This is a genomic window from Streptomyces sp. NPDC042336 (assembly GCF_055581985.1).
Genome location: NZ_JBVJEA010000007.1, coordinates 145881 through 170927, shown reverse-complemented (window position 1 = coordinate 170927; position 25047 = coordinate 145881). Strand labels below are relative to the sequence as shown.

At 72.1% G+C, this 25047-nt stretch carries 23 protein-coding genes; 14 read left to right on the top strand and 9 right to left on the bottom strand.

From position 1 onward, the window contains the following. Positions 1 to 92 precede the first annotated feature (92 nt). The 3 genes from ACZ6IM_RS17630 to ACZ6IM_RS17620 form a co-directional block, all read right to left on the bottom strand. Positions 93 to 947 carry a glycerophosphodiester phosphodiesterase gene (locus ACZ6IM_RS17630; protein WP_469557411.1) on the bottom strand — a complete coding sequence of 285 codons (855 nt, stop codon included), beginning with the start codon at positions 945 to 947 and terminating at the stop codon, positions 93 to 95. A 169-nt stretch (positions 948 to 1116) separates the two neighbouring features. Next, positions 1117 to 1320 (bottom strand): hypothetical protein, encoded by a 204-nt coding sequence (locus ACZ6IM_RS17625; protein WP_052843709.1) that lies wholly within the window; start codon positions 1318 to 1320, stop codon positions 1117 to 1119. 65 nt (positions 1321 to 1385) lie between these two features. Then, positions 1386 to 2003 carry a TetR/AcrR family transcriptional regulator gene (locus ACZ6IM_RS17620; RefSeq protein WP_469557409.1) on the bottom strand — a complete coding sequence of 206 codons (618 nt, stop codon included), beginning with the start codon at positions 2001 to 2003 and terminating at the stop codon, positions 1386 to 1388. Between the two features lie 97 nt (positions 2004 to 2100). Here ACZ6IM_RS17620 and ACZ6IM_RS17615 point away from each other — a divergent pair, with 97 nt between their 5' ends. Next, a complete protein-coding gene (locus ACZ6IM_RS17615) occupies positions 2101 to 3063 on the top strand; it encodes a zinc-binding dehydrogenase (protein ID WP_052843708.1) in 963 nt (320 codons plus the stop codon). Positions 3064 to 3209: 146 nt separating this feature from the next. On the opposite strand, the gene ACZ6IM_RS17610 is transcribed toward ACZ6IM_RS17615, so the two are convergent. Further along, the gene (locus ACZ6IM_RS17610; protein WP_052843707.1) at positions 3210 to 4223 is read right to left on the bottom strand and encodes a LacI family DNA-binding transcriptional regulator; all 1014 of its coding nucleotides are present in this window, start codon (positions 4221 to 4223) and stop codon (positions 3210 to 3212) included. A 336-nt stretch (positions 4224 to 4559) separates the two neighbouring features. Between ACZ6IM_RS17610 and ACZ6IM_RS17605 the strand changes: the two genes are divergently transcribed. From ACZ6IM_RS17605 to ACZ6IM_RS17590, 4 genes are all read left to right on the top strand, one after another. Next, positions 4560 to 5870, top strand: coding sequence for an ABC transporter substrate-binding protein (locus ACZ6IM_RS17605; RefSeq protein ID WP_052843706.1), 1311 nt, complete (start codon positions 4560 to 4562; stop codon positions 5868 to 5870). Between the two features lie 104 nt (positions 5871 to 5974). Continuing rightward, entirely contained in the window at positions 5975 to 6970 is a 996-nt protein-coding gene (locus ACZ6IM_RS17600; RefSeq protein ID WP_052843705.1) for a carbohydrate ABC transporter permease, read from the top strand. A gap of 12 nt (positions 6971 to 6982) precedes the next feature. Further along, positions 6983 to 7906 (top strand): carbohydrate ABC transporter permease, encoded by a 924-nt coding sequence (locus ACZ6IM_RS17595; RefSeq protein ID WP_052843704.1) that lies wholly within the window; start codon positions 6983 to 6985, stop codon positions 7904 to 7906. Between the two features lie 54 nt (positions 7907 to 7960). Next, positions 7961 to 9400, top strand: a complete 1440-nt coding sequence (locus ACZ6IM_RS17590; protein WP_052843703.1) for a GH1 family beta-glucosidase — start codon at positions 7961 to 7963, stop codon at positions 9398 to 9400. 77 nt (positions 9401 to 9477) lie between these two features. Here the strand turns inward: ACZ6IM_RS17590 and ACZ6IM_RS17585 are convergent, their stop codons facing one another. From ACZ6IM_RS17585 to ACZ6IM_RS17570, 4 genes are all read right to left on the bottom strand, one after another. After that, the gene (locus ACZ6IM_RS17585) at positions 9478 to 10674 is read right to left on the bottom strand and encodes a glycoside hydrolase family 64 protein (protein ID WP_052843702.1); all 1197 of its coding nucleotides are present in this window, start codon (positions 10672 to 10674) and stop codon (positions 9478 to 9480) included. Positions 10675 to 10922: 248 nt separating this feature from the next. Then, positions 10923 to 11456, bottom strand: a complete 534-nt coding sequence (locus ACZ6IM_RS17580) for a nucleotide triphosphate diphosphatase NUDT15 (protein WP_469557405.1) — start codon at positions 11454 to 11456, stop codon at positions 10923 to 10925. Positions 11457 to 11460: 4 nt separating this feature from the next. Then, entirely contained in the window at positions 11461 to 12522 is a 1062-nt protein-coding gene (locus ACZ6IM_RS17575; protein WP_052843698.1) for a serine hydrolase domain-containing protein, read from the bottom strand. Further along, the gene (locus ACZ6IM_RS17570) at positions 12519 to 13355 is read right to left on the bottom strand and encodes an IclR family transcriptional regulator (RefSeq protein WP_469557403.1); all 837 of its coding nucleotides are present in this window, start codon (positions 13353 to 13355) and stop codon (positions 12519 to 12521) included. Before ACZ6IM_RS17570 ends, ACZ6IM_RS17575 begins: the two co-directional genes overlap by 4 nt. A gap of 54 nt (positions 13356 to 13409) precedes the next feature. On the opposite strand from ACZ6IM_RS17570, the gene ACZ6IM_RS17565 reads away from it, so the two are divergent. Genes ACZ6IM_RS17565 through ACZ6IM_RS17545 form a run of 5 tightly spaced genes read left to right on the top strand, consistent with a single transcriptional unit; the run spans position 13410 to position 18676 of the window. Next, positions 13410 to 14987 (top strand): ABC transporter substrate-binding protein, encoded by a 1578-nt coding sequence (locus ACZ6IM_RS17565; RefSeq protein ID WP_052843694.1) that lies wholly within the window; start codon positions 13410 to 13412, stop codon positions 14985 to 14987. Next, entirely contained in the window at positions 14984 to 15976 is a 993-nt protein-coding gene (locus tag ACZ6IM_RS17560; protein WP_052843692.1) for an ABC transporter permease, read from the top strand. The genes ACZ6IM_RS17565 and ACZ6IM_RS17560 overlap by 4 nt, the downstream gene beginning before the upstream one ends. After that, complete coding sequence (locus tag ACZ6IM_RS17555; RefSeq protein WP_469557400.1) at positions 15973 to 16887, top strand: ABC transporter permease; 915 nt, start codon at positions 15973 to 15975, stop codon at positions 16885 to 16887. The genes ACZ6IM_RS17560 and ACZ6IM_RS17555 overlap by 4 nt, the downstream gene beginning before the upstream one ends. After that, entirely contained in the window at positions 16884 to 17750 is an 867-nt protein-coding gene (locus ACZ6IM_RS17550) for an ATP-binding cassette domain-containing protein (RefSeq protein WP_052843689.1), read from the top strand. The genes ACZ6IM_RS17555 and ACZ6IM_RS17550 overlap by 4 nt, the downstream gene beginning before the upstream one ends. Beyond that, positions 17747 to 18676 carry an ATP-binding cassette domain-containing protein gene (locus ACZ6IM_RS17545; protein WP_469557398.1) on the top strand — a complete coding sequence of 310 codons (930 nt, stop codon included), beginning with the start codon at positions 17747 to 17749 and terminating at the stop codon, positions 18674 to 18676. The genes ACZ6IM_RS17550 and ACZ6IM_RS17545 overlap by 4 nt, the downstream gene beginning before the upstream one ends. A gap of 11 nt (positions 18677 to 18687) precedes the next feature. On the opposite strand, the gene ACZ6IM_RS17540 is transcribed toward ACZ6IM_RS17545, so the two are convergent. Further along, positions 18688 to 19644, bottom strand: a complete 957-nt coding sequence (locus ACZ6IM_RS17540) for an ROK family protein (RefSeq protein ID WP_469557396.1) — start codon at positions 19642 to 19644, stop codon at positions 18688 to 18690. A 41-nt stretch (positions 19645 to 19685) separates the two neighbouring features. Here ACZ6IM_RS17540 and ACZ6IM_RS17535 point away from each other — a divergent pair, with 41 nt between their 5' ends. The 4 genes from ACZ6IM_RS17535 (at position 19686) to ACZ6IM_RS17520 (ending at position 25046) form a co-directional block, all read left to right on the top strand. Beyond that, positions 19686 to 20477 carry a creatininase family protein gene (locus tag ACZ6IM_RS17535; RefSeq protein ID WP_469557394.1) on the top strand — a complete coding sequence of 264 codons (792 nt, stop codon included), beginning with the start codon at positions 19686 to 19688 and terminating at the stop codon, positions 20475 to 20477. A 23-nt stretch (positions 20478 to 20500) separates the two neighbouring features. After that, positions 20501 to 21628, top strand: a complete 1128-nt coding sequence (locus ACZ6IM_RS17530) for a mandelate racemase/muconate lactonizing enzyme family protein (protein WP_052843684.1) — start codon at positions 20501 to 20503, stop codon at positions 21626 to 21628. After that, positions 21625 to 22032: a RidA family protein gene (locus ACZ6IM_RS17525; protein WP_052843683.1), complete on the top strand. Its 408-nt coding sequence runs from the start codon at positions 21625 to 21627 to the stop codon at positions 22030 to 22032. The genes ACZ6IM_RS17530 and ACZ6IM_RS17525 overlap by 4 nt, the downstream gene beginning before the upstream one ends. 89 nt (positions 22033 to 22121) lie before the next feature. After that, positions 22122 to 25046 carry an FAD-binding and (Fe-S)-binding domain-containing protein gene (locus ACZ6IM_RS17520; RefSeq protein WP_052843682.1) on the top strand — a complete coding sequence of 975 codons (2925 nt, stop codon included), beginning with the start codon at positions 22122 to 22124 and terminating at the stop codon, positions 25044 to 25046. The last annotated feature ends 1 nt before the right edge of the window (position 25047 follow it).

The following is a 25047-nucleotide window of genomic DNA, read 5'->3' as shown; positions in this document are numbered from 1 at the left end:
CCGGGTTCCCCGGAGCGGCATGGCGCTGCGCCGTACGGACAGTCAACGCCCGATGGCGATGTGTGTCAAAGCGCCGGTCTTCCCGTGCCCCGTTACCGCTGGGTGAGGGTCTGGGGGTAGTCGGTGATGATGCCGTCGACGCCGAGGCCGGTCATTTTGCGGATGGCGCCGGGTTCGTCGACGGTCCAGACGTTGATGTCCATGCCGAGTTGGTGGACGCGGTCGACGAGGGTCTGGTCGGTGACGGTGTGCTGGGGGTTGATCTGGTCGGCCCATTGGCTGAGTTCGGTCAGTTCGGTGTCGGTGGGGCGGTCGGCGTCGAGGATGCCGATGGGGATGTCGGGCTGGGTGGTGTGGAAGGTGCGGGCGTCGTCGGTCTGGAAGGACTGGACGGCCAGTTTTTTGCGGGGGAGGGCGGTGCGGAGGTAGTGGGGTTTGCTCCGCAATGTGTCGGCGAGGTCGGTGGCGATGGTGGTGCCGTATTGGCTGCAGGGGCTGATTTCGGCGAGGAGTCCGGTGGGGGTGTGCTGGATGTGGTGGATGACGTCGTCGAGGGTGATGAGGGGTTCGCCGGTGTAGTTGTCGTGGAACCAGGTTCCGGCGTCGAGGCGGCGGAGTTCGTTCCAGGTGAAGTCGGAGACGCGGTAGCGGGGGCGTCCGGGGTAGAGGTCTTCGATGTCGGTGGTGCGTTCCATGGTGCAGTCGTGGAAGTTGATGAGTTTGCCGTCCTTGGTGCGCTGGACGTCGATTTCGACGTAGTCGGCGCGTTGGCGGACGGCGAGGTCGATGGCGGCGGCGGTGTTCTCGGGTGCCATGCCGGAGGAGCCGCGGTGGGCGATGACGTCGGGTCCGGTCGCGGCCTGCGCGGTCGTCGACGTCGCCGCCAGTGCCAGACCACCCAGCACGGCCACGACCACACCGGCACGCCTCTTGCTCGCGAACTTCACTGGAGCCTCCCACGATCGAATGACTCCCTGGAGACTCCCGGACGGTGGTTACGGGAAGCCTGCCGCCGTCTGGCGGGCCCGGAAGGGGCCGGTGGAGCAGAGCGCCGAACCGGTCATCGGAGGCGGAGGGGGTGATTGCGCGCAATCACCCCCTCCTGTCCCGTGCGTCTCACCTGCCGAGGAGGCCCTGGGGGAGGAGCGACTGCGGCGAGGTGGCCGGATGCCCCACCTCCAGCGATCCCAGGAGACCGTCCAGGAGCGGACCACCGGGCACACCGGCGGACGGACCGGGGACGGGAGCCGCCTCGGCGACGGGAGCGGAGACCAGCAGAGCGGCGGCCATGACGGAGACACAGGCGAGCTTCTTGATCATGTCCGTCCCAACGAACCGGGGCCCGGGGGGAAACGCTCACCGGGGCCGGACTGGGCCAGTCGGGTTCACGCGGGCGCCAACCGTGGTACCGGCGGGAGCGGCGCGTGCTCCGGGGAGGCCCGGAACGCCTGGATCACCAGCGCGGCGAAGCGCCGGGAGGCCGCGACGCGGGCGGCCGCCGACAGGGCCTGGATCCCCCGGTTGGCCATGATCATGAGGATGAGGTCGTCCAGCACGAAGTCGGGGCGCAGGCCGTCGCTTCCCTTGGCCCGGCGGGCCAGTTCACCGACGGACCTCAGCGAGTACGCGCGGGCGGCGGCGAAGTCCATCGCGTCCGGGTAGGCCGCCATGAACGCCTCGGTGAAGCCCAGGTGCCGCGCGTGCAGCTCACAGGTCTTCTCGACGACGAGGCAGAAGCCGGCCCAGGGATCGGGGTGGGCCAGGCCCTCGTCCACGATCGTCCGGCACGCGCGCAGCTGGTCCCTGAAGGCCTCGGTGACCAGCTCCTGTTTGGTCGGGAAGCGCCGGTAGAGCGTGGCGGGACCCACGCCGGCCCGCCGGGCGACCTCCCGCATCGGCACGTGCAGCCCTTCGGCGGCGAACAGCGCGCGGGCCGCGTCGAGGATGCGCTCGCGGTTGTCCTGGGCGTCGGAGCGCAGGGGGTGAGGCAGATGGTCGGTCACCACTCTCACTTTAGCGAAGTGGACGGGGGCGTCCGTTAGCGTCCGACAGCACGGCCGCAGCGCGTGGCGCGCGGCCCCGGCGAGCAAGGAGTGGCAGATGAGGGCAGTGGTGATCCGGACGTTCGGCGGACCCGAGGGACTGGAGGTCGTCGACCTTCCCGTCCCCGCACCCGCCGAGGGAGAGGTGCTGGTCACGACGGAGGCGATCGGTGTGAGCGGCGCCGACGTCGCCATCCGCAGCGGGGCGCTGGCCTCGTACGGATTCCGGGAGGGCCATGTCCCCGGCGGCGAGGTGGTGGGCACCGTGACGGCCGTCGGCGAGGGCGTCGACGCCTCCTGGACCGGCCGGCGGGTGTGGGCGCAGACCGGCGTGGGAGGAGGCTGCGCCGAGCAGGCGACCGCCCCGGTGCACGACATCCTCCCCCTCCCCGCGGGCCTGACCGCCCAGGACGCGGTGACGCTCGGAAGCGCCGGGGTGGTGGCGCACTTCGGGCTCGCCCACGCCCGCTTCACCGCGGGCGAGAGGGTGCTGGTGCGGGGCGCGGCGGGCAGCATCGGCATCATGACGGTCCAGCTCGCCGCGCGTGGCGGTGCCGCGGCGGTGGCGGTCACGACCTCGTCGGCCGCCCGCGGCGAGCGGCTGCGCGGGCTCGGCGCGACCCACGTGCTGGACCGCTCCGGCAGGGGTGGCGCCGACGCTCCCGAGACCTTCGACGTCATCGTGGACGTCGTCGCGGGAGCCGAGCTGCCGTCCTTCTTCGCCCGGCTCGCCCCGAACGGCAGGATGGTGGTCGTCGGCGCCGTCGCGGGGCAGCCGCCCGAGGACTTCGGCACGCATCTGATGGCGTCCTTCCAGAAGTCGATGTCGTTCGCCACCTTCAGCGCCGCCACCGTCCCGGAGACCGACCTGCGGGCGGTGCGGGCAGAGCAGTTCGCCGCCGCGGGCCGGGGGGAGATCGAGACCGTCGTGCACGAGGTGCTGCCCCTGGACCTGGCGGCCTCGGCACACCGCAAGATGGACGCGGGCGAGGTCTTCGGGCGGATCGTGCTGGTCCCCTGAAATCTGTCCCGGTGCCCGGCCGGTGCTCGAAGAGGCGGCCCGGCGGTGAGCCTCCCCGGCGGCGGGCGCGGAGCCGCCTCGAAGCCGGCGAGCCGCGCACCGGGACAGGCGCGGGGGCGGGCGGTCCCCGCGAGGAGGGGCCGCGCCTACGACGACTCGCGCACCACCAGCTCCGTCGGCAGCGTCAGCTGCTGCCGGGGCGCGCCGTGCTGGGTGATGTCGGTGAGGATGCGGGCCATGGTCCGGCCCAGTTCCTCCACCGGCTGACGCACCGTCGTCAGCGGCGGGTTGGTGTGGCGGGCCAGGACGGAGTCCTCGAAACCGACGACGGCCACATCACCCGGCACCTGCCGCTTCTGCCGGCGCAGTTCGGCCAGGGCACCGACCGCCATGAGGTCGGACGCGGCGAAGACGGCGTCCAGGTCGGGGGCGCGTTCAAGAAGCAAACGCATGGCCCTCGCGCCGCCCTCCTCGGTGAAGTCACCCGCCTCGACAAGCCGTTCCGGGGCGGGCAGGCCGGCCTCCCGGTGCGCGGCGCGCCAGCCGGCGAGCCTGCTGCGGCCGACGTCCATGTCGAGTGGTCCGGTGATGGTGGCGACCCGGCGCCGTCCGCCGCCCAGCAGGTGCCGCACCGCGGCGGCCGCCCCGCCGGCGTTGTCGGAGTTGACGTAGCTCAGCCGCTCGCCCGCGTCGCGGCGGCCGGCGAGCACGGTGGGCAGGCCCATCTCCTCGAGCATGCCCGGCAGCCGGTCCTCGGAGTGCACGGAGACCAGCAGCACGCCGTCCACCCGGCGGGTCGCGACCGACTCGGTCAACTGGTCCCGCTCGGCCTGGTCGCGCACCAGCATCAGCTGCAACTGGGTGCGGCTCTCGGCCAGGGCGCCGCTGACCCCGCGGATGAGCGCGGCGAAGAACGGCTCCGAGCCGAGTCGGCTCTCCGACTCCGGGATCACCAGGGCCACCGCGTTGGTGCGGTTGGTCACCAGGCCGCGGGCGACCGAGTTGGGAACGTAGTTGAGTTCCTTGATCGCCGCAAGCACCCTCGCCCGGGCGTCCGCACTGACCAGCTCCGAGCCGTTGACGACGCGGGAGACCGTGGTGCGGCCCACGCCGGCGCGGGCGGCGACCGTTTTGATCGTGGGACGGCGGTTGCCGGTCATGTACTCCCCCCTCGGCGGCCGCGGCGGCACTGCCTGCCGCGGAGGTGACCTGCGGCAATTCTTGCAGACACCGCGGTCGGCGGAGCACCCCCCGGTCTCCGGGAGGCGAACACGGCGCAGGGGCGGTTGCGACAAGTTGCTTTCAAGTTATTGACAGACAGGGCCCGTTCCCACGAGTCTTCGATGCGCCGGTGGGAACGTGCCCACCGAATTGGGCACGTTCCCAACCCGTGTTCGAGCCGCTGTCTTTCATCGCTGTAGCCGCTGTAGCCATCGCAGTAGTCATCGCAGAACTCGTCACTCCGATGTGTCAGCGCCGTCGCTAGGAGGAGATCCATGGGCACTCTCGGTTCGTTGCGCAGAAGGGCGGTGGCGACGGCCGCGGCCGTCGGCGCACTGGCGCTCGTCGTCGGCTGCGGCGGCAGCGACGACTCGGCCACCGGCGGTGGCAAGAAGGACGGCAAGGTCACCATCACCATGGGCATGTACGGGGTGATGGGCATCAAGGAGACGGGCCTTCTCGAGCAGTACGAGAAGGAGAACCCCGACGTCGACATCAAGGCCGAGATAGCCGGTGACGAGCAGACGTACTACACCGCCCTGCAGACCAGGCTCGCCGCGGGCAAGGGCCTGAAGGACATCCAGGGCATCGAGATCGGCCGGGCCAAGGAGATCACCGAGACCCAGGCGGACAAGTTCGTGGACTTCTCCAAGGTCTCGGGCACCGACCACTTCCTGCCGTGGAAGGAGTCCCAGATCAGCACCGAGGACGGCAAGGTGCTGGGCCTGGGCACCGACATCGGCCCGATGGCCGTCTGCTACCGCAAGGACTACTTCGAGAAGGCCGGCCTGCCCACCGACCGCGAGGAGGTCGCCAAGCTCTGGGAGGGCGACTGGAACAAGTACGTCGAGGTCGGCCGCACCTTCAAGAAGGGCTACAAGGGCGGCGACGTGGCCTACATGGACGCGGCCAGCGGCCTGTTCAACGCCATGGTCTACGGCTACCCCGAGCAGTACTACGACGACAAGGGCGAGCTGATCTACGACAGCAACCCGGCCGTCAAGGAGGCGTGGAACCTCTCCGCCGACGCGGCCGAGGACGGTCTGACCGCCAAGCTCCGCCAGTTCCAGCCGGGTTGGGACCCGGGCCTGGCCAACGGCACCTTCGCCACCGCCGTGTGCCCGGCGTGGATGCTCAGCCACATCAGCGAGAAGGCCGGCGACGCGAACAAGGGCAAGTGGGACGTGGCCAAGGCGCCCAAGGGCGCGAACTGGGGCGGTTCCTTCCTCGGCGTGGTCGAGCAGAGCCCGGTGAAGGAGGAGGCCAAGAAGCTCGTCGCCTGGCTCACCGCGCCCGAGCAGCAGGCCCACATCTTCAAGGAGATCGGCAACATCCCCTCCTCGCGCGAGGCGCTGGACAGCCCCGAGGTGAAGAACGCCAAGTCCGAGTACTTCAGCGGCGCCCCGATCGGCCAGATCTTCGGCGCCGCCGCCCAGGAGATCCCGGACAAGCAGGTCCTCGGCCGCAAGGACGGCACGATCAAGGACACCTTCTCCCAGGGCCTGGCCCTGATCGAGCAGGGCGACGCCAAGCGTGACGAGGCGTGGAGGACCACCGGGGAGCGCATCGAGAAGGCGGTCGGCTGACTCTCCGCTCCCGAGGCCGACCGGGCCCGCCCGCGTCCAGGACCAGGTCCTGGCCGGCGGGCCCGGCGCCCGGCTCACACATCCGCTCTCAGGAAGGAAGACCGGTGGCCACCTCCACCACCAAGGCCCTGACCGGGGACGAGCCTCCGCGTCCGACCCCACCGGCGGGCGGCGAGAGCACCGCCCGGCGGCGCGGCGCGCTCTGGCACCGGCTCGACATCAAGGGCGCCCCGTACGCGTTCGTCGCGCCCTTCTTCATCATCTTCGCCGCGTTCAGCTTCTACCCGCTGATCTACACCTCGTGGATCTCCCTGCACGACGTGGAGCTGGCCACCCTCGATGTCATGGAGTGGGTGGCGTTCGACAACTACGTGGAATTGTGGGGCGACTCACGGTTCTGGAACGCGACGCAGAACACGATCACCATCGGCGTCATCTCCACGGTGCCGCAGTTGATGATGGCGCTCGGCATGGCGCACCTGCTCAACTACCGGATGCGCGCCTCGCTGTTCTTCCGGGTCGCCTCCCTGGTGCCGTACGCCACTTCGGTGGCCGCGGCCGCCCTCGTCTTCACCATGATCTTCGAGCGCGACTTCGGCATGATCAACTGGGCGCTCGGCTCGGTCGGGATCGACCCGGTGGACTGGGAGGCCGACAAGTGGCCCGCCCAGATCGCGATCTCCACCATCGTCATCTGGCGCTGGACCGGCTACAACGCGCTGCTCTACCTGGCCGCGATGCAGGCCATCCCCGCCGACCGGTACGAGGCGGCCTCCCTCGACGGCGCTTCCCGGTGGCAGCAGTTCATCCATGTCACCGTGCCCGGGATCCGCTCAACCATCGTCTTCACCATCGTGCTCTCCACCATCGGCGCCACCCAGCTCTTCGGTGAGCCGCTGATCTTCGGCCAGGGACCCAACGGGGTCACCGGCGGCGCGGACAACCAGTACCAGACGCTGGGCCTGCTGCTGTACGAGGAGGGCTGGAAGAACTACCAGATGGGCCGCTCGGCGACCGTCGCCTGGGCGATGTTCATGCTGCTGGTCCTCGTCTTCGTCGTGCAGCGCGTCATCAAGCGCCTGCGCTCCCGCACGTCCTGACCTGGAGTCGCCATGACCACTCAAAGTCTCCCGGCCCGGACCGACGCCCCGGCCCGGACCCCCGCCGTGAAGGCGAGCGGCCGCGGCGGCCGCCGGCTGCTGCGCCAGCGCGCCGGCCGCCAGCACCACGCCGGCCCCCTCGCCTACGTACTGCTCGCCATCATGGCGATCCTGTCGATCTTCCCGCTGTACTGGACGATGGTGGCCGCGTCCACCGACAACACCCGGGTCAGCCAGACGCCGCCCCCGTTCCTGCCCGGCCCGAACCTGTTCAGCAACCTCGCCCGGGCCTGGGACGAGGCGGCGATGGGCAAGGCCATGATCAACAGCCTCATCGTGGCCGGGGTGATCGCCCTGTCCACGGTGCTGTTCGCGACGCTGGCCGGGTTCGCCTTCGCCAAGCTGCGGTTCAAGGGGCGCAACGCCCTGCTCATGCTGGTGATCGGCACCATGATGGTGCCGCCGCAGCTCGCCGTAGTGCCGCTGTTCATGATGATGGCCGACCTGGGCTGGTCGCAGCAGCTGCCCGCCGTCATCTTCCCGACGCTGGTGAGCGCGGTGGGCGTGTTCTTCATGCGGCAGTACCTGACGGAGGCGCTGCCGGACGAGCTCGTCGAGGCCGGACGCGTGGACGGGGCGCACTCGCTCAGGATCTTCTGGAGCATCGTGCTGCCCATCGCGCGGCCCGCGATGGCCGTCCTGTTCATGATCACGTTCGTGCACGCGTGGAACGACTTCTTCTGGCCGTTCGTGGTCCTCGACATGACCAATCCGACGGTCCCCGTCGCGCTCACCCAGCTCAGCGCGGGCTACGTCCGCGACCAGTCGCTCATCATGGCCGGCGCGCTGCTCGGCACGCTGCCGCTGCTGGCGATGTTCATCGTCTTCGGCCGCCAGATCGTCAGCGGCATCATGGCCGGAGCCGTCAAGGGCTGACCCGCCGCCCCGCCACCCCGCCCGCTCCAAGCACCCCCATCCGAAAGGACTTACGTGGTCACCGCAGCACAGCAGACCGCGTCCGCCCCGGACGCCGCCCGTACCTTCCCCAAGGGCTTCCTCTGGGGTTCCGCGACCGCCTCCTACCAGATCGAGGGGGCCGCCGCGGAGGACGGTCGCACGCCGTCCATCTGGGACACCTACGCCCGCACCCCCGGCCGGGTCCGCAACGGCGACACCGGTGACATCGCCACCGACCACTACCACCGCCGGCGTGAGGACGTCGCCCTGATGGCCGAACTCGGCCTGGGCGCCTACCGCTTCTCCCTCGCCTGGCCCCGGATCCAGCCCACCGGACGCGGCCCGGCCGTACAGAAGGGTCTGGACTTCTACCGGCGTCTGGTGGACGAGCTGCTGGAGAAGGGCATCCAGCCCGTCGCCACCCTCTACCACTGGGACCTGCCCCAGGAGCTGGAGGACGCCGGCGGCTGGCCGGAGCGCGCCACGGCCGAGCGGTTCGCCGAGTACGCGGCCCTCGCCGCCGACGCCCTCGGTGACCGGGTGAAGACCTGGACGACCCTCAACGAGCCCTGGTGCAGCGCCTTCCTCGGCTACGGCTCCGGCGTGCACGCCCCCGGCCGCACCGACCCGGTTGCCGCCCTGCGCGCCGCCCACCACCTCAACCTGGCGCACGGGCTGGCCGTCCAGGCGCTGCGCGACCGCCTCCGCGCCGACGCCCAGGTGTCCGTCACCCTCAACGTCCACCACGTCCGCCCGCTCAGCGGGAGCGAGGGCGACGCGGATGCGGTCCGCCGGATCGACGCGCTGGCCAACCGGGTCTTCACCGGCCCCATGCTGAAGGGCGCCTACCCGGAGGACCTGTTCAAGGACACCGCCGAGCTGACCGACTGGTCCTTCGTCCAGGACGGCGACCTGCGCCAGGCGCACCAGCCGCTGGACTTCCTCGGCGTGAACTACTACACGCCCACCGTCGTCTCCGAGACCGACGGCAGCGCCACCCACACCTCCGACGGGCACGGCAACAGTGCCCACAGCCCCTGGCCCGGAGCCGACCGGGTCGCCTTCCACCAGCCGCCCGGCGACACCACCGCCATGGGCTGGGCCGTCGACCCGAGCGGCCTGTACGACCTGCTGCGCCGGCTGGCCGCCGACTTCCCGAGGCTGCCGCTGGTCATCACCGAGAACGGTGCCGCCTTCGACGACTACGCCGACCCCGAGGGGCAGGTCAACGACCCCGCCCGGATCGCCTACGTACGCGGCCACCTGGCCGCCGTCCACCAGGCCATCCTGGACGGCGCGGACGTGCGCGGCTACTTCCTGTGGTCCCTGCTGGACAACTTCGAGTGGGCGCACGGCTACAGCAAGCGCTTCGGCGCCGTCTACGTCGACTACCCGACCGGCACCCGCATCCCCAAGGCGAGCGCCCGCTGGTACGCCGAGGTCGCCCGCACCGGCGTACTCCCCGGCGCCTGACCGTGGGCCCGCCCCCGTTCTCCACCGCGCCGACGGCACCGGCGGGGGACGGGGGCGGACCCGTGCCCGCCGCCGGTTCAGTCGAGCGGGGCGAGCGTGAGCCGCGCCTCGGCCGGATTGCCGTCGTGCACCAGTGACTCGTGGTTGCCGACGTCGTCGAAGGCGAACGCGTACGCCTTCCCGTCGGCCATGCGCTCGTGGATGACCCGGGCGTAGTGGTTGGTCACGGAGTCCCGGTAGAAGTCCGCCGCCGAGGGGTCGGGCTGGCTGGGGTTGCTCAGCAGCGTCGAGCGGTTGAAGCCGGCGCACAGGGTGCGGGAGATCGGGCCGCGCACCTGGTCGTTGGGTGCGTCCAGGAGCCGGTGGCAGCCGAAGACGCTGGAGGCATCGGGCTTCTGGAAGCTGGTGACGACCGCGCCGGAGGTGTTGGTGAAGTTCATGACGTTGCCCGAGACACGCCCGAAGTACTTGGTGTCCGGCTGGTCCCCGAAGGGCGTGACGGTGAGCGTGGTCGTCGTGTACTTCTGCCAGACCCGGTTGATGTAGTCGTCCATGACCGACGCGGGCAGCGCCCCCGTCTCCACTCCGTACAGCGGCGCCAGCGCCCGCAGTACGGTGCCGTCGGGCCGGGTCTGGACCAGCCCGCCCCAGCCCGGCTGGGCCCGCAGCGCGTCGAACACCCCGCGGTAGCCGCCGGCCTTGAGCTGCCCGGCGCTGACCACGCCGCCGTCGGCGCGCTGCACGCCGACCGTGTAGGGCGCGGAGAACATGTCGACCTGGGTGCTGTTCAGCCACAGCCCGCCGTCGTTGAGCGTGTACTCGGACCAGTTGAAGAGGATGTTGCGGTTGGGGTCGCTCGGGTTCTGGACAGCGGGCTGGACCAGGCCGCCGGTGGTCAGCCGGAAGTCCAGCTTCTGGCCGTAGGAGAAGTAGATGCGTCCCGACAGCTTCGGGATCCGGATGGTCTTGGTCTGGCCCGCGGCCGGTCCGGGGATGGACGCGTCCGGTGCGGGGGTGGGGGGATTGCCACCGGCGGGCCAGGCGTGGAAGGTGCCGTTCTCGTCCGCCCAGCCCTGCTGACCGGTGGTCAGCGAGGTGCCCAGGTTGTAGATGTGGACGGCGTCGCCGCGGCTGGAGTTGTTGGTGATCTTCAGGGGGATGGTGGCGGGCACCGCGGCGTCCGCGGGCGGTGCGGCGCCGAACGTGAGCAGGGCGCCGGTCAGGCCTGCGGCCGCGGCCACGGCGAGCAGACGGTGTCTGAGTCGGGAGAGCACTCTCCACCTCCGTGCGGGTGTGGGGGAATTGGTCCGTACCGATTCTGAGAGCGCTCTCAGCGTTGCGCCGGGGCGCGTTCATGTCAATGCATGCGGCGGGACGAGGTGGTTGGCGCAGCCCCGGTCGTGGCCGCTGCCACCCCGCACCCGAGGAACGTGCAGCCGCTGCCACCCGCACCCGAGGAACGTGCAGCCGCTGCCACCCGCACCCGAGGAACCGGGGCCGCTCGCGGCCTCCACGGCAGGACCTACCGCGGCGCGGCGCAGCCGTCCCGGCCGGTGCTGCCCTTCACGACGGGCCCGGCCAACTTGTAGTGCCGCACCCCTGCCGCGCCCCGCCGCTCCGTCCCGGGCCACAGGCAGTCCAGGACCGCGGCGGACGGCGGGAAGAGCGCGGACGGGACCGACTCGCGGGCGAACCACTCCCAGCACTCGATCTTGTCGGGCTCGGTGACCCGGGGCGTCCCGGCCGCCCGCTCGGTGACGGCCGCGGCCGTCACCCGGGTCAGCCCGGCCACGCGGTCGACGAGCACGGCCAGCACCCGCACGTGGTCGGGTTCCGCCACGAGCCCGGTCTCCTCCGCGAGCTCCCGGGCGGCGGCCGTCTCGAAGTCCTCGCCCGCGTCGACCTTGCCGCCGGGCAGCTCCCAGCGCCCGTCGTGGCCGAGTCCCAGCAGGACCCGGCCGGCCGGGTCAAGGACGGCGAGGCCGACGCCGGTGAGGCTCTGGGCGGCGGGACGGGTGCGTTCGGGGCGCTCGGCGCGCGGTGCGGAAGGGCTCACCGGCTCATTCCACACCGTGCCGGGCCCCGGCGGCCACCGGGGGTGTCCGGGCGGCGGCGTCGTGGAACGCGCGGCGCAGGGCGACGATCCCGTCCCCCGCGCGCGTCGGGTGCACCCGGTTGGTGAGGAGCACGGCGTAGCGACGCGTGGCCGGGTCGACCCAGACACTGGTGCCGGTGAAGCCCGTGTGGCCGTAGGAGTCCGGGCCGAACACCTCACCGGCGGGCGAGTCGACCGGATCGCGGCCCTGCCAGGCCAGAGCACGGCGCAGCGCCAGGTGGTCGGTGTGGGCGGCCGTCATCCGTGCGAAGGTGTCGGGGCGCAGCAGGCGCCGGCCGCCGGCGGCGAGGGCGGCGCCGAGCACTTCCATGTCCGCCAGCGTGGAGAACAGGCCGGCGTGGCCGCCGACCCCGCCGAGCACCACCGCGTTCTCGTCGTGGACCTCGCCCACGACCCGGCGGCCGCGCCAGGGGCAGTCCTCGGTGGCCACCGCTCGTGCCCGGCGTCCGGCGTCCGGGCAGAAGACGGTGTCCCGCAGACCGAGGGGCGCGCACACCAGCCGCTCCACCAGCGCGTCCAGCGGCTCCCCGGCCGCCGCCTCGGCGATCAGGCCGAGGACGATGAACCCCTGCGAGGAGTACTGGACGCGGGTGCCCGGCTTCGCGGTCAGCGGCAGCAGGCGCACCGCCTCCAGCAGCGCCGCACGGGTGGGACGGTCGCGGTACAGCGGCACCTGCCCCGGTATCCCCGAGGTGTGCGTGAGGAGTTGACGTACGGTCAGCTCCGCCTTGTCGCCGCCCCGGTAGTCCGGGAGGTACGCGCCCACGGTGTCGTCGAGGCCGAGCGCGCCGCGTTCGACGAGCGCCATGACCGCGAGCCCGGCGATCGGCTTGGTCACCGAGGCGAGGTCCCACACGTCCTCGCCGTCCAGTGCCGGCCCGTCCCAGCTGCGAGTGCCGGTCCAGCCCCGGTCCAGCGGCCCCTGCGGGCCGCCGACGGACCAGGCGGCACCGGAGAAGACCCGCCGTTCCCGCCCCTCGGCGAGCAGTTCGGCCAGGGTGCTCACGCCTGCTCACCTCCCCGGGCGGGCTCCACCACGCCGAGTACGGGGGTGCGTGCGCCGAGCCCTGCGGACACCGTGCGCGCGGCGGCCCGCACCATCGGCCCGAACACCTCCACACTGCCGGCATCGAGGGTGAAGGTCAGTCCGGCGATGCCGATCGCACCCACGGCCCGGCCCTCCGCGTCCAGCACGGGAGCCGCCACCGACCGCACGTCCGGCTCGTCGTACTCGTCGTCCACGGCGTAGCCGCTCAGCGCCGCCCGCGCGAGCACCGCCCGCAGCGTGGCCGGGTCGGTGAGGGTGCCCGGCGCGCGCGCCTCCAGGTCCGGTGCGTCCAGGACCGCCGAAACCTCCTCGGCCGGCAGCACGGAGAGCATGGCGAGTCCCACGCCGCAGGTGTACAGCGGCGACCGGTGGCCGGGCCGGGCGCTCATCCGGTACTCGCGGGCCGGTTCCGACTGCTCCAGGTACACGGCGTCGGACGCGTGGCGCACCGCGTAGCAGGCGACGTGACCGGTGCGCCGGCGCAGGTCGGCCAGTACGGGCCTGGCCAGTTCCAGCGCGCGGCTGTCGCTCAGGGCCGCTGCCGCCAGGCCCAGCAGCCGGGGTCCCGGACGGTAGCTGCCGCCCTCGGCGGGCTCCGCGAAGCCGTACTCCGCCATGGTCCGCAGATGCCGGTGGACGGTGGGCTTGGTCAGCCCTGTGCGGCGCGCGATCTCCCCCAACCGGTGGGGGCCACCGGGCTGTACGAGCGCATCGAGCACCTCCATCGCCTTGTCGACGGGGCCCTTCGCGAGTTCCTGGTCGACCGACCGGGTGTTGACCGCTTTCACCATGTCGCTTAGCTTAACCCAACCGCATTCCATCTGACGGAACGGAGGTGTTGTTCAATGGAACGAACTCTTCAGGGGCGCACGGTGGACCGCAGCCGTCCCAGCCGACGCCACGTCCTGCGGACCGGCGGTCTGCTGCTCGGAGCCCTCAGCGCTCCCGCGCTCCTGAGCGCGTGCGGCACGACCGCCGCCGCGGACCGGGCCGGCAACGTCCTGCGCGTCTCCCAGCCGGGCGACCCGAAGACCCTGGACCCGCAGAAGCAGGGCGACATGGTGTCGATGAACGTCCTGATCAACATGTTCGACACCCTCACCACCCGCGGCCGGGACAACCGGCTGCACCCCAGGCTCGCCCTGACCTGGAAGGCCACCGACGCGCACACCTGGCGCTTCACCCTCCGGCCCGGGGTGACCTTCCACAACGGCGAGGTGTGCGACGCACGGGCCGTGGCCTTCAGCATCGAGCGCCTGCTCGACCCCGCCACCAAGTCACCGATCGTCGAGCTGCGCTTCGTCAAGGGCGTCACCGTCGTCGACCGGCTCACCGTCGACCTGCACACCACCGTGCACGACCCGATCCTGCCTGCCAAACTCTCCCTGTTCGGCGGCGTCGTGGTACCGCCACGCCACCTCGCCGAGGTGGGCGACGCGGCCTTCGCCGACCACCCCGTCGGCACCGGCCCCTTCACCTTCACCAGCTGGCAGCGCGACCACGAACTACGGATGCGCGCCTACGACGACCACTGGAACGGACGCCCGGCCGTCGACGGCCTCGTCTTCAGCCCCGCTCCCAACGCCTCCTCCTCCCTGGCCGCCCTGCAGAGCGGCGGCGTGGACCTCGTCGCCGGACTCACCCCCGACGCCGCCCAGCAACTCGAGGGCTACGGCGGCGTCACCATCGACGGCCACACCGGCATCCGCACCGCCTACCTGTCCCTCAACACCCTGGAACGCGGCCCGCTCCAGGACCGCCGGGTGCGCCAGGCGCTCAATCACGCGGTCGACGTGCCGCTGCTCATCAAGGCCGTGCTAGGCGGCAAGGCCACCGAGACGCCCGCACTCGTCCCGCGCGGCTCCTTCGGCTTCGACCCCACCGTCAAACCCTTCACCCGCTCCGTCGACACCGCGCGACGGCTGCTAGCCGAAGCCGGTCACCCGCACGGCTTCTCCACCACGCTCACCGCCTCCAACATCGACGCCAACGTCGCCGAGGCCCTGTCCGGGCTCCTCGCCAGGGCCGGGGTGGACGCCCGCGTCGACCTGCTCGACCCCGGCACCTACTCCGCCCGCCTCACCTCGGACAACCGCGGTGCGCTCGGCCCGATCTACCTCGCGGCCAGCACCGTGTGGACGATGGACGGCGCGAGCATCGTCCAGTCCAACGTGCGCAGCGACCGCCGCCAGAGCCGCTGGCACTCCGCCGAGGCCGACCGCCTCATCGACGCCGAGGAACTCTCCGAGGACCCCGCGCAGCGCGAAGCGGCCTTCTCGGACCTGCAACGGCTGATGCGCCGGGAAGCACCCTTCGTCTTCCTCTACCAGATCGACAACATCTACGCCCGCAACGACCGGCCCCGCTGGACGCCGGGATCCGCCGGCGTCCTCGCCATGGAGAGCGCGGAGGTGTCCCGATGAGCGCCGTCACCGTCGACAGGCCGCCCGCCCCGGCGGCGGCCCCCACCCGCCGTCCCGACCGGGCGGGGCTGCTGCGCGGGGCGGCCAAGCGCCTGCTCACCGCCCTGTTCGTGCTGCTGTGCACGGCGACCGTCGCCTTCTTCCTCGTCCGCCTGTCGGGCGACCCGGTGAAGATCCTGCTGCCGCCGGACGCCACCGCTGAACAGGAGCAGGTGCTGCGCCACTCACTGGGCCTGGACCAGTCCCTGTTCTCCCAGTACCTCGACTACCTCTGGGGACTGCTGCACCTCGACTTCGGCGACTCCCTCGTCTACGGCCAGCCCGTGAGCGAGATCCTCGCCGACCGGCTGCCGGCCACGATCGAACTGGCCGCCGCCGCCCTCGCGGTGACCCTCGTCATCGCGATCCCGGCGGGCATCCTCGCCGCCGTGCGCCGCGGCCGGGGCACCGACAACACCGTGATGACCGGCGTCCTGCTCGGCCAGTCCACCCCGCCGTTCTGGGTCGGCATCCTGCTCATCCTGGTCTTCGCCGTCTGGCTGCGCGCCCTGCCCGCCTCCGGCTACGGCACCCTCGCCAACCTGGTCCTGCCCGCCGTCACCCTCGCCGTGTACTCCGTGGCCGTCGTCGCCCGCCTGCTGCGCTCCTCCCTGATCGACGTCCTGTCCTGCGACCACATCCGCAGCGCCCGCGCCAAGGGATTGGGGCCGCTCCAGGTGGTGCTCAGGCACGGACTGCGCAACGCCTCGCTGCCCGTGGTGACCGTCGTCGGCCTGGAGGTCGGCAACCTGCTCGGCGGCGCGATCCTCACCGAACGGGTCTTCTCCTGGCCCGGAGTGGGCCAGCTGACCGTCGAGGCGATCTCCAACCGCGACTTCCCGCTCGTCCAGGCCACCGTCCTGTTCTTCGCCGCCACCTTCGTCGTGGTGAACCTGCTCGTCGACCTCTCCTACAGCTTCCTCGACCCGAGGGTGAGGACGTCCCGATGACCGTCATGTCACCGGCCGCGACCGACGCGACCCCCGAGCGGAAGCCGTCCGGCGGCTCCGGCTCCGTCGTCCTGCGCGCCCTGCTGCGCAACAAGCTCGCCGTAGTGGCCCTCGCCGTACTCGTCCTGCTGCTCGTCGCCGCCCTGTTCGCACCCCTGCTCGCCCCCTACGACCCCAACACCCAGAACCTCCTGCTGCGGCTGAGGCCCCCCGCCTGGCAGGACGGCGGCAGCGGCGCCCACCTCCTCGGCACCGACCAGCTCGGCCGCGACATGCTCTCGCGCGTCGTCTACGGCACCCGGGTCTCCCTGCTCGTCGGAGCGGGCGCCGCGCTGCTCGCCGGCGTCATCGGCACCGTCGTGGGCCTCGCCTCCGGATACTTCGGCGGCTGGGCCGACCGCACCCTGATGCGGCTCGCCGACGTCCAGCTCGCCTTCCCCTCACTCCTGCTGGCCCTCGCCGTCGTCGGCTTCCTCGGCTCCGGCCTGTGGGTCGTGATCGTGGTGCTCGGCTTCACCGGCTGGGTCTCCTACGCCCGCGTCGTGCGCTCCGAGGTGATGTCGCTGCGCACCCGCGACTTCGTCACCGAGGCCCGCGCGATCGGCGTCACCGACGTCACCATCATGCGCCGCCACCTGCTGCCCAACGTGATGGCACCCCTGGCCACCATCGGCACCCTGCACGTGGCCGCCGCCATCGTCGCCGAGGCCTCGCTCAGCTACCTCGGCCTGGGCGTCCCCAAGGAGACGGTCACCTGGGGCGGCATGCTCTCCGACGGCCAGCTCTACCTGGGCACCTCCTGGTGGGTCGCCGTCTTCCCCGGCATCGCGCTGATGCTGACCTCCCTCGCCATCAACATCACCGGCGACGCCCTGCGGGACGTCGCGGACCCGAAGGCCTACCGCCGATGAGCAACGACCTACCGACCACCCGCCCCGACCGGCCCACGGCCGAAACGCCCCGGCGGCCCACGGAGCGGCCGCCGCTCCTGGAGATCGACGGCCTCAGCGTCGACTTCCGCCTGGAGGGCTCCGTCGTCCACGCCGTCCAAGACGTCTCCCTGCACGTCCGCGCCGGCGAGACCCTGGCCGTGGTGGGGGAGTCCGGCAGCGGCAAGAGCGCCACCGCGCTGTCCGTCCTGCGTCTCAATCCGAGCCCGCCGTGCGTCTACGCGAGCGGCGAGATCCGCTTCGACGGACGCGACCTGCTGCGCCTGTCCGAGAAGGACCTCGGCCGGGTCCGGGGCCGCGACATCGCCATGGTCTTCCAGGACCCGATGACCTGCCTCGATCCGCTCCAGCGCGTCGGCGCCCAGGTGGCCGAGGTGCTCAGGCACCACACCGGCATGTCCCGTGCCCAGGCCAAGCAGGCCGCGCTGGCCGCCCTCGACGAGGTCGGCATCCCCGACCCGGCCCTGCGCTACCGCCAGTACCCGCACGAACTCTCCGGCGGCCTGCGCCAGCGCGTGATGATCGCCACCGCGCTGGTGGCCCGGCCCCGAGTCCTCATCGCCGACGAGCCGACCACCGCCCTGGACGTCACCGTGCAGCGTCAGATCCTCGACCTCCTCGTCACCCTCCAGCACAAGCACGACATGGCCGTCGTGCTGATCACCCACGACCTCGCCGTGGTCGCGGAGACCGCCGACCGCGTCGTGGTCATGAACAAGGGCCAGGTCGTCGAGACCGGCGACGTCCTCGACGTGTTCGACCGTCCGGCCGACGCCTACACCCGCAAGCTGCTGGCGGCCACCCCGCGACTGGAGGCGGCATGAGCACCGACACCACCGGCCCGGTCGGCCCGGCCGGAGGCGCGCCCGGGACCGGTCGGCCGATCCTCGAACTGACCGGCCTGCGCAAGGAGTTCGGCGGCCGGCGCCCGAACGTCGCCGTCGACGACGTGTCCCTCGAAGTCCACGAGGGCGAGACCCTGGCCCTGGTCGGCGAGTCCGGCTGCGGCAAGACCACCCTCACCCGGCTGCTCCTCGGACTCCTCGAACCCACCGCCGGCAGCGTGCGCTTCGACGGACAGGACATCGCCGCCCTCACCGCGTCCCAACTGCGTGGTGTACGGCGCCAGATGCAGGTCGTCCTCCAGGACCCCTACTCCAGCATGAACCCGCGCATGCGCATCACCGACATCGTCGCCGAACCGCTGGTCACCCACGACCCCGAGGCACGCGGACGGCGCGCACGGGCACGTAACCGGGAACGGGTCGGGGAACTCCTCGAGGCCGTCGGCCTGGACGCCGGCATCCAGGACCGCTACCCGCACGAGTTCTCCGGCGGCCAGCGCCAGCGCGTCTCGATCGCACGGGCCCTGGCACTCCACCCCCGGCTGCTGGTGCTCGACGAGCCGACCAGCGCGCTGGACGTCTCCGTACAGGCGACCGTCCTCGACCTCCTGGCGGACCTGCAACAGCGGCTGGGCCTCACCTACGTCTTCGTGTCGCACAACCTCGCCGTGGTGGCGCAGGTGGCCGACCGGGTGGCGGTGATGAGCCGGGGGAGCCTGGTCGAGGTGGGCGCGGCGGCGGCGGTCCTGCGCACCCCACGCCACCCCTACACGCGGCAGCTGCTCGACGCCGTACCGGTCCTCGACCCGCGCCGGGGCCGCCGGGCCGCGGCACGGGCGTCCGCCCCGGCAGGCGAACCGACGGTCGAACCGACGGGCGAACCGACGGACGGACCGAGCCGATGAACCGCCCCACGCTAGAGGTGCGACAGCACCAGGCCCGCGCCGCCCAGGAGGGCCACGTCGTCGACCGCGGCGGTGCCGACCAGCACCCGTGGCTGCTCGGCGCCCGCGAAGGCGACCGCGTCCCGCAGCCGCTCCTCCACCACGGTGCGGAAACGCTCACCGCCGTCGCGCGCCTCGCCGTGCAGGATGAACAGGCCCGGCGCGAAGAGCTGCTGCACGTTCACCAGCCCCAGGGCCAGGTTGTGCGCGTACTCCTCCACCACCTGCCCGGCGAGCGGGTCCCCGCCGCCCACCAGCGCGGCCAGCGACACCTCCCCGAGCCCCGCGGCGCGTGCCCTGGCCCGCAGCCAGCCGGTGGTGGCCAGGGTCTTCCAGCAGCCCCGGTTCCCGCACGTACAGCGCTCACCGCTGGCCGACACGGTCATGTGCGCGCCGCTGCGCCCGCCGGGCGGCGCCATCACCTCACCGTCGTAGAGGACGCCCACCCCGAGCACCTCCCCGGTCGACACCGAGGCGAAGGTGCGCCGCCCCCGGCCCGCGCCGAACCAGCGGTCGCCGAGCACCTGGAGCCGCGCCCGGTGCTCCAGGCGCACCCCGGCCCCGGTGAGGGCGCCCAGCCGCTCCGTCACCGGATAGCCGTGCAGCGCCGGCACGTCGTTGACCTCCAGGATCAGCCCCGTGAGGGGGTCCACCAGCCCCGCGGCGGCCACCCCGATCCCCTGCACCTCCTGGGCCGCGAAGACACCGGCGACCTCTGCCAGTGCCCCGTCGATGTCCGCCGGGGAGGCGGTGGCCGCGTCGTACGACGCCTCGGTGCGGTCGAGCACCCGCCCGGCCATGGACAGCACGGCCGCCGTGACCCGGCCGGGCACCAGCTCGACGGCCCCCAGCCGCCGCGGTGCCCCGGGAGCGGCCGGTCGCTCCGCGGCATCCGGGACCAGTCGCAACGGAGAACTTTTGTGGACCATGCGCCGACTCTGCCATGGCCCCGTTTCGGAGAGGTAGCACCGTGAGCCAATCGAGACTGACCGAACTGACCTGGCGGGAGGTGCGCCGGGCCGGCGAGCAGGGCATCGCCCTGCTGCCCATCGGCTCGCAGGAGCAGCACGCCGGGCACCTTCCCATGGGGACCGACACCCTCCTGGTGGAGGAGGTCGTGGACCGGGCGCTGGCCCTCCTCGACCAAGGGGCCGGCGCGTCCTCCGCATCCCCGGCCGGCTCCGCACCCGAGGTGGTGCGGCTGCCCGCGCTGCCCTTCGGGAACAGTCCGCACCACCTGTTCGCGGCGGCCGTCTCGCTCTCCGCGGCGACCCTGGGCGCCGTACTGGACGACGTCCTCGACTCGCTCGTGACCAGCGGCTACCGCCGCGTCCTGGTCGTCAACGGCCACGGCGGCAACGACGAGATCATGCGGCTCGCCGTGAAGCGGTTCGCGCTGCGCGCCCGGGTCACGGTCGCCGCCTGCTCATACTGGACCCTCACGGCCGGTGAGGACACGGCGGGACGGCCCGAGGTCACCCCGGGGCACGCCGGATGGTTCGAGACGTCCCTCATGCTGGCGGCCCACCCGGAACTGGTACGCATCCCCGTGCCCGCCCGCACCCCCGTCGAACCGCCCCCGCTGTTCGACCACCCGCCGCACCCCGGCCTGACCGTCGAGCGGCACGGCGAGTGGGAGCGGGTCGGCGGCTCCACCGACGACGCCTCCGGTGCCGACGCCGACCGGGGCGGCCGGCTCCTGGACGACCGGGCGCGGGGACTGGCCCGCGCGATCCGGGCCTTCGACGCGGCGAGCCGGTGACCCCCACGATGCGAGGAGCAGAAATGAAGATCACCGACGTCGACGTGTGGGTCGTCAACCTCCCACTCGTCAACCCCTTCACCAGTTCCTTCGAGACCAAGACCGGGGAGACCCGCACCGTCGTGCGGGTGCGCACCGACACGGGCGTCGAGGGCTGGGGCGAGACGATGTGGGGCGCGCCGGTCGCCGCCATCGTGCGCCACATGGTCCCGGACCTGATCGGGACCAGCCCCTTCGCACTGGAGGGCTTCCACCGCAAGCAGCACATGGTGCCCTTCTTCTACGGCTACCTCGGCTACGCGGCGATCGCCGCCGTCGACGTCGCCTGCTGGGACGCGATGGGCAAGGCCACCGGCCAGTCCGTCACCGACCTGCTGGGCGGTGCCGTGCGCGACGAGGTCCCGATCACCGCGCTGATCACCCGCGCCGACGCGCCGGGGACGGCCCCGGCCGACCTGCCCAGGGCCATGGCCGAGCACGCGGTGCGCGTCGTCGAGGAGGGCGGCTTCGACGCCGTCAAGCTCAAGGGCACCAAGGACTGCGCGGGCGACGTGGCCATCCTGCGCGCGGTCCGCGAGGCGCTGCCCCGGGTCGACCTGCGCGTCGACCCGAACGCGGCCTGGTCCGTCCCCGACTCGGTGCGCGCCGGCATCGCCCTGGAGGAACTCGACCTGGAGTACCTGGAGGACCCCTGCGTCGGCATCGAGGGCATGGCCCAGGTCAAGGCCAAGGTACGCATCCCGCTGTGCACCAACATGTGTGTCGTCCGCTTCGAGGACTTCGCCCCCGCCATGCGGCTGAACGCGGTCGACGTCATCCACGGCGACGTGTACAAGTGGGGCGGCATCGCCGCGACCAAGGCGCTCGCCGCGCACTGCGAGACCTTCGGCCTGGGCATGAACCTGCACAGCGGTGGCGAACTCGGCATCGCCACGGCCGCGCACCTGGCCGTGGTGTCGAGCACCCCCGTCCTCTCGCGGGCCATCGACAGCATGTACTACCTGCACGCGGACGACATCATCGAGCCGCTGCACCTGGAGAACGGCCGGCTGCGAGTGCCGTCGGGACCCGGGCTGGGCGTGAGCGTGGACGAGGACAAACTCCGCCACTACGCGGGCGTCAACGAGCGGGACGGTGACCTGACCGGATGAGCGAGCCGACCGGCAAGCGAGCCGTGCACACGCCCGGGGCGCCCCGCCCGGCGGGCGCCTACTCCCAGGGTGTGGTGGCGGGCGGGTTCCTGTTCACGGCCGGATTCGGCCCGCAGGACCCCGTCACCGGCGCCGTGCCGGAGGGCGTCGCGGCGCAGACCGTGCAGGTGCTGAGCAACGTGGAGGCGGTCCTCGCCGCGCGGGGCCTGTCCCTGCGGGACGTCGTGAAGGTCACGGCGCACCTGCAACACCTCAGGCGGGACTTCGCCGCGTACGACGCGGCCTACCGCGAGTTCTTCGAGGAACCCTGCCCGGTGCGCACCACGGTCGGGTCCGATCTGATGGACATCCTCGTGGAGATCGACGTGGTCGCCCTCCTGCCCGGCCCGGACCTGCCCGGGTGAACCGCTCGGGCTCGCCGGCCCGCCTGGGCCGGCGAGCCCGGCGGTCGTACGCTGATCAGCACCGATCGAAACCGTGGGAGTCGAACGTCATGCCCCTGCTGGAGCCCAGGCCGGAAAGCCTCCGTCCCGGTACGGCCCGCGTCGCGGCCGCCGACCGGGTGCCCGACGCGGGGGCCACGGGCACCCCCGGACCGCTGCGGGCCGGCCTGACCGCGCTGCTGGGCCCGGACAAGGTCCTCGGGAAGATCTCCGACCTCGTGAAGTACGCCTCCGACGCCAGCCCCTACCGGTTCGTCCCGCAGGCCGTCGTCCTCCCCGAGACCGTCGACGAGGTGGCCGCGGTGCTGGCGTACGCCCGCGACCACGGCCGCCAGGTCGTCTTCCGCGCCGCCGGCACCAGCCTGAACGGCCAGGCCCAGGGCGAGGACATCCTCGTCGACGTACGCCGCCACTTCACCGGCGTCGAGGTCCTGGACGACGGCGCGCGGGCCCGCATCCGCCCCGGCACCACGGTCATGCGGGCCAACGCGACCCTCGCCCGGTACGGCAGGGTCCTGGGGCCCGACCCGGCCAGCGCGATCGCCTGCACCGTCGGCGGGGTCGTCGCCAACAACGCCTCCGGCATGACCGCGGGCACCACCCGCAACTCGTACCGGACCCTCGCCGCACTGACCTTCGTGCTGCCCAGCGGCACCGTCGTCGACACGGCCGACCCTCACGCGGACGAGACGCTGGCGCGGACCGAGCCGGAGCTGTGCGCGGGGCTGCTGGCGCTCAAGGCGGAGATCGAGGCGGACCGGGAACTCACCGCCCGCATCCGGGCCAAGTACGAGATCAAGAACACCAACGGCTACCGGCTGGACGCCTTCCTGGACGGCACCACACCCGTCCAGATCCTGCGCGGGCTCATGGTCGGCTCCGAGGGCACCTTCGGGTTCATCTCCGACGTCGTCTTCGACACCCTGCCGCTGGACCGCAAGGTCACCAGCGGACTGCTCTTCTTCCCCTCGCTGACCGCCGCGGCGGCCGCCGTACCCCTCTTCAACGAGGCCGGGGCGATCGCCGTCGAGCTGATGGACGGCAACACGCTGCGCGCCTCGGTGAGCGTGCGGGGCGTACCGGCCGACTGGGCCGGTCTGCCACGTGGGACGACGGCGCTGCTGGTGGAGTTCCGGGCACCCGACGAAGCGGGGCAGGAGGCCTTCGAGCGGGCGGCGGCCGAGGTCGTCGAACGGCTGGATCTGGTCGCGCCGGTCCCCTCGGTGACCAACGAGTTCACCCGCGACAGCAAGGTCGTCTCCGGCTACTGGAAGGCCCGCAAGGCCTTCGTCACCGCGGTCGGCGGCTCCCGCCCGGCCGGCACCACCCTGATCACGGAGGACTTCGCGGTCCCGCCGTCCCGGCTGGCCGACGCCTGCGAGGAGTTGCTCGCACTCCAGGCGGAGCACGGCTTCGACGCCGCCGTCGCCGGTCACGCCGCCCACGGCAACCTGCACTTCCTGCTCGCCTTCGACGCGTCGAAGCCCTCCGACGTCGACCGGTACGCCGCGTTCATGGACGACTTCTGCCGGATGACCGTGGAGCGTTTCGACGGGTCCCTGAAGGCGGAGCACGCCACCGGACGCAACATCGCCCCGTTCCTGGAGCGGGAATGGGGGCCCCGGGCCACCGAGTTGATGTGGCGCGTCAAGCGGCTGATCGACCCCGAGGGCGTGCTGGCGCCCCGGGTCGTCCTCGACCGCGACCCGAAGGCCCATCTGCGCGGGCTCAAGACGATCCCCGGGATCGAACCGCTCGCCGACCCCTGCATCGAGTGCGGCTTCTGCGAACCCACCTGTCCCAGCCACGACCTGACGACCACCCCGCGCCAACGCATCGTGCTGCGCAGGGAGATGCTGCGCCAGCCGGACGGTTCACCCGTGGAGGAACAACTCCTCGCCTCCTACGGCTACGACGCCGTCGACACCTGCGCGGGCGACTCCACCTGCGCGATCGCCTGCCCGGTCGGCATCGACACCGGCGCCATGATGAAGGACTTCCGCCACCGCAGGCACTCGCCGCGCGAGGAGCGGATCGCCGCGCTCACCGCACGGCGCTTCCGGGCCGTGGAGGCGTCGGCACGTCTCGCGGTCGGTGCGGCGGACAAGATCAGTGACCGGTTGCTGGAGGCCGCGACCGGCCTCGCCCGCAGGGCCGTACGACCCGATCTGATGCCCGAGTGGCTGCCCGAGATCCCGGGCGCCGCCGCCCGCACCGCGCCGCCCACCTCCCGCACGGGAGCAAGCGCCGTCTACTACCCGGCCTGTGTCAACCGGATCTTCGCCGGGCCGGAGGACGACGACACCCCCTCGCTCCAGCAGGCCGTGGTCGACGTCTCGGCCCGCGCCGGCCGGCCCGTCTGGATCCCCGACGACGTGGCGGGCACCTGCTGCTCGACGATCTGGCACTCCAAGGGGTACGAGGACGGCAACACCGTGATGGCCAACCGCATCGTCGAGGCCGCCTGGGCCTGGACCGACGGCGGCAGGATCCCCCTCGTCGTCGACGCCTCGTCCTGCACGCTCGGCATCCGGCACGAGGTCGTCCCCTACCTTACCCACGCCAACCGGGAACTGCACCGGCGCCTGGAGGTGATCGACTCCGTCGTGTGGGCCGCGGAGGAGCTCCTGCCGCGGCTGACGATCCGCCGTACGACCGGTTCGGCGGTGCTGCACCCGACCTGCTCGATGCAGCACCTCGGCGACGTGGACCAGCTGCGCGCGGTCGCCGGCGCGGTCGCCGACGAGGTCGTCGTCCCGGACGACGCCGGATGCTGTGCCTTCGCCGGCGACCGCGGCATGCTGCACAAGGAGCTGACGGCCTCGGCGACGGCGAAGGAGGCCGCCGAGGTGACCTCGCGCCCGTACGACGCCCACCTGTCCGCCAACCGCATGTGCGAGATCGGCATGGACCGGGCGACCGGCCGTGCCTACTACTCGGTCCTGATCGAACTGGACCGGGCGACCCGGCCCTGAA

What these genes read in the sequence shown, in the direction of transcription:
- ACZ6IM_RS17560 (WP_052843692.1), top strand. Translation starts at nt 14,984, where the DNA reads ATGAGCGCCGTCACCGTCGACAGGCCGCCCGCCCCGGCGGCGGCCCCC.
- ACZ6IM_RS17570 (WP_469557403.1), bottom strand. Translation starts at nt 13,355, where the DNA reads ATGGTGAAAGCGGTCAACACCCGGTCGGTCGACCAGGAACTCGCGAAG.
- ACZ6IM_RS17525 (WP_052843683.1), top strand. Translation starts at nt 21,625, where the DNA reads ATGAGCGAGCCGACCGGCAAGCGAGCCGTGCACACGCCCGGGGCGCCC.
- ACZ6IM_RS17615 (WP_052843708.1), top strand. Translation starts at nt 2,101, where the DNA reads ATGAGGGCAGTGGTGATCCGGACGTTCGGCGGACCCGAGGGACTGGAG.
- ACZ6IM_RS17595 (WP_052843704.1), top strand. Translation starts at nt 6,983, where the DNA reads ATGACCACTCAAAGTCTCCCGGCCCGGACCGACGCCCCGGCCCGGACC.
- ACZ6IM_RS17565 (WP_052843694.1), top strand. Translation starts at nt 13,410, where the DNA reads ATGGAACGAACTCTTCAGGGGCGCACGGTGGACCGCAGCCGTCCCAGC.
- ACZ6IM_RS17545 (WP_469557398.1), top strand. Translation starts at nt 17,747, where the DNA reads ATGAGCACCGACACCACCGGCCCGGTCGGCCCGGCCGGAGGCGCGCCC.
- ACZ6IM_RS17605 (WP_052843706.1), top strand. Translation starts at nt 4,560, where the DNA reads ATGGGCACTCTCGGTTCGTTGCGCAGAAGGGCGGTGGCGACGGCCGCG.
- ACZ6IM_RS17610 (WP_052843707.1), bottom strand. Translation starts at nt 4,223, where the DNA reads ATGACCGGCAACCGCCGTCCCACGATCAAAACGGTCGCCGCCCGCGCC.
- ACZ6IM_RS17550 (WP_052843689.1), top strand. Translation starts at nt 16,884, where the DNA reads ATGAGCAACGACCTACCGACCACCCGCCCCGACCGGCCCACGGCCGAA.
- ACZ6IM_RS17530 (WP_052843684.1), top strand. Translation starts at nt 20,501, where the DNA reads ATGAAGATCACCGACGTCGACGTGTGGGTCGTCAACCTCCCACTCGTC.
- ACZ6IM_RS17625 (WP_052843709.1), bottom strand. Translation starts at nt 1,320, where the DNA reads ATGATCAAGAAGCTCGCCTGTGTCTCCGTCATGGCCGCCGCTCTGCTG.
- ACZ6IM_RS17540 (WP_469557396.1), bottom strand. Translation starts at nt 19,644, where the DNA reads ATGGTCCACAAAAGTTCTCCGTTGCGACTGGTCCCGGATGCCGCGGAG.
- ACZ6IM_RS17555 (WP_469557400.1), top strand. Translation starts at nt 15,973, where the DNA reads ATGACCGTCATGTCACCGGCCGCGACCGACGCGACCCCCGAGCGGAAG.
- ACZ6IM_RS17520 (WP_052843682.1), top strand. Translation starts at nt 22,122, where the DNA reads ATGCCCCTGCTGGAGCCCAGGCCGGAAAGCCTCCGTCCCGGTACGGCC.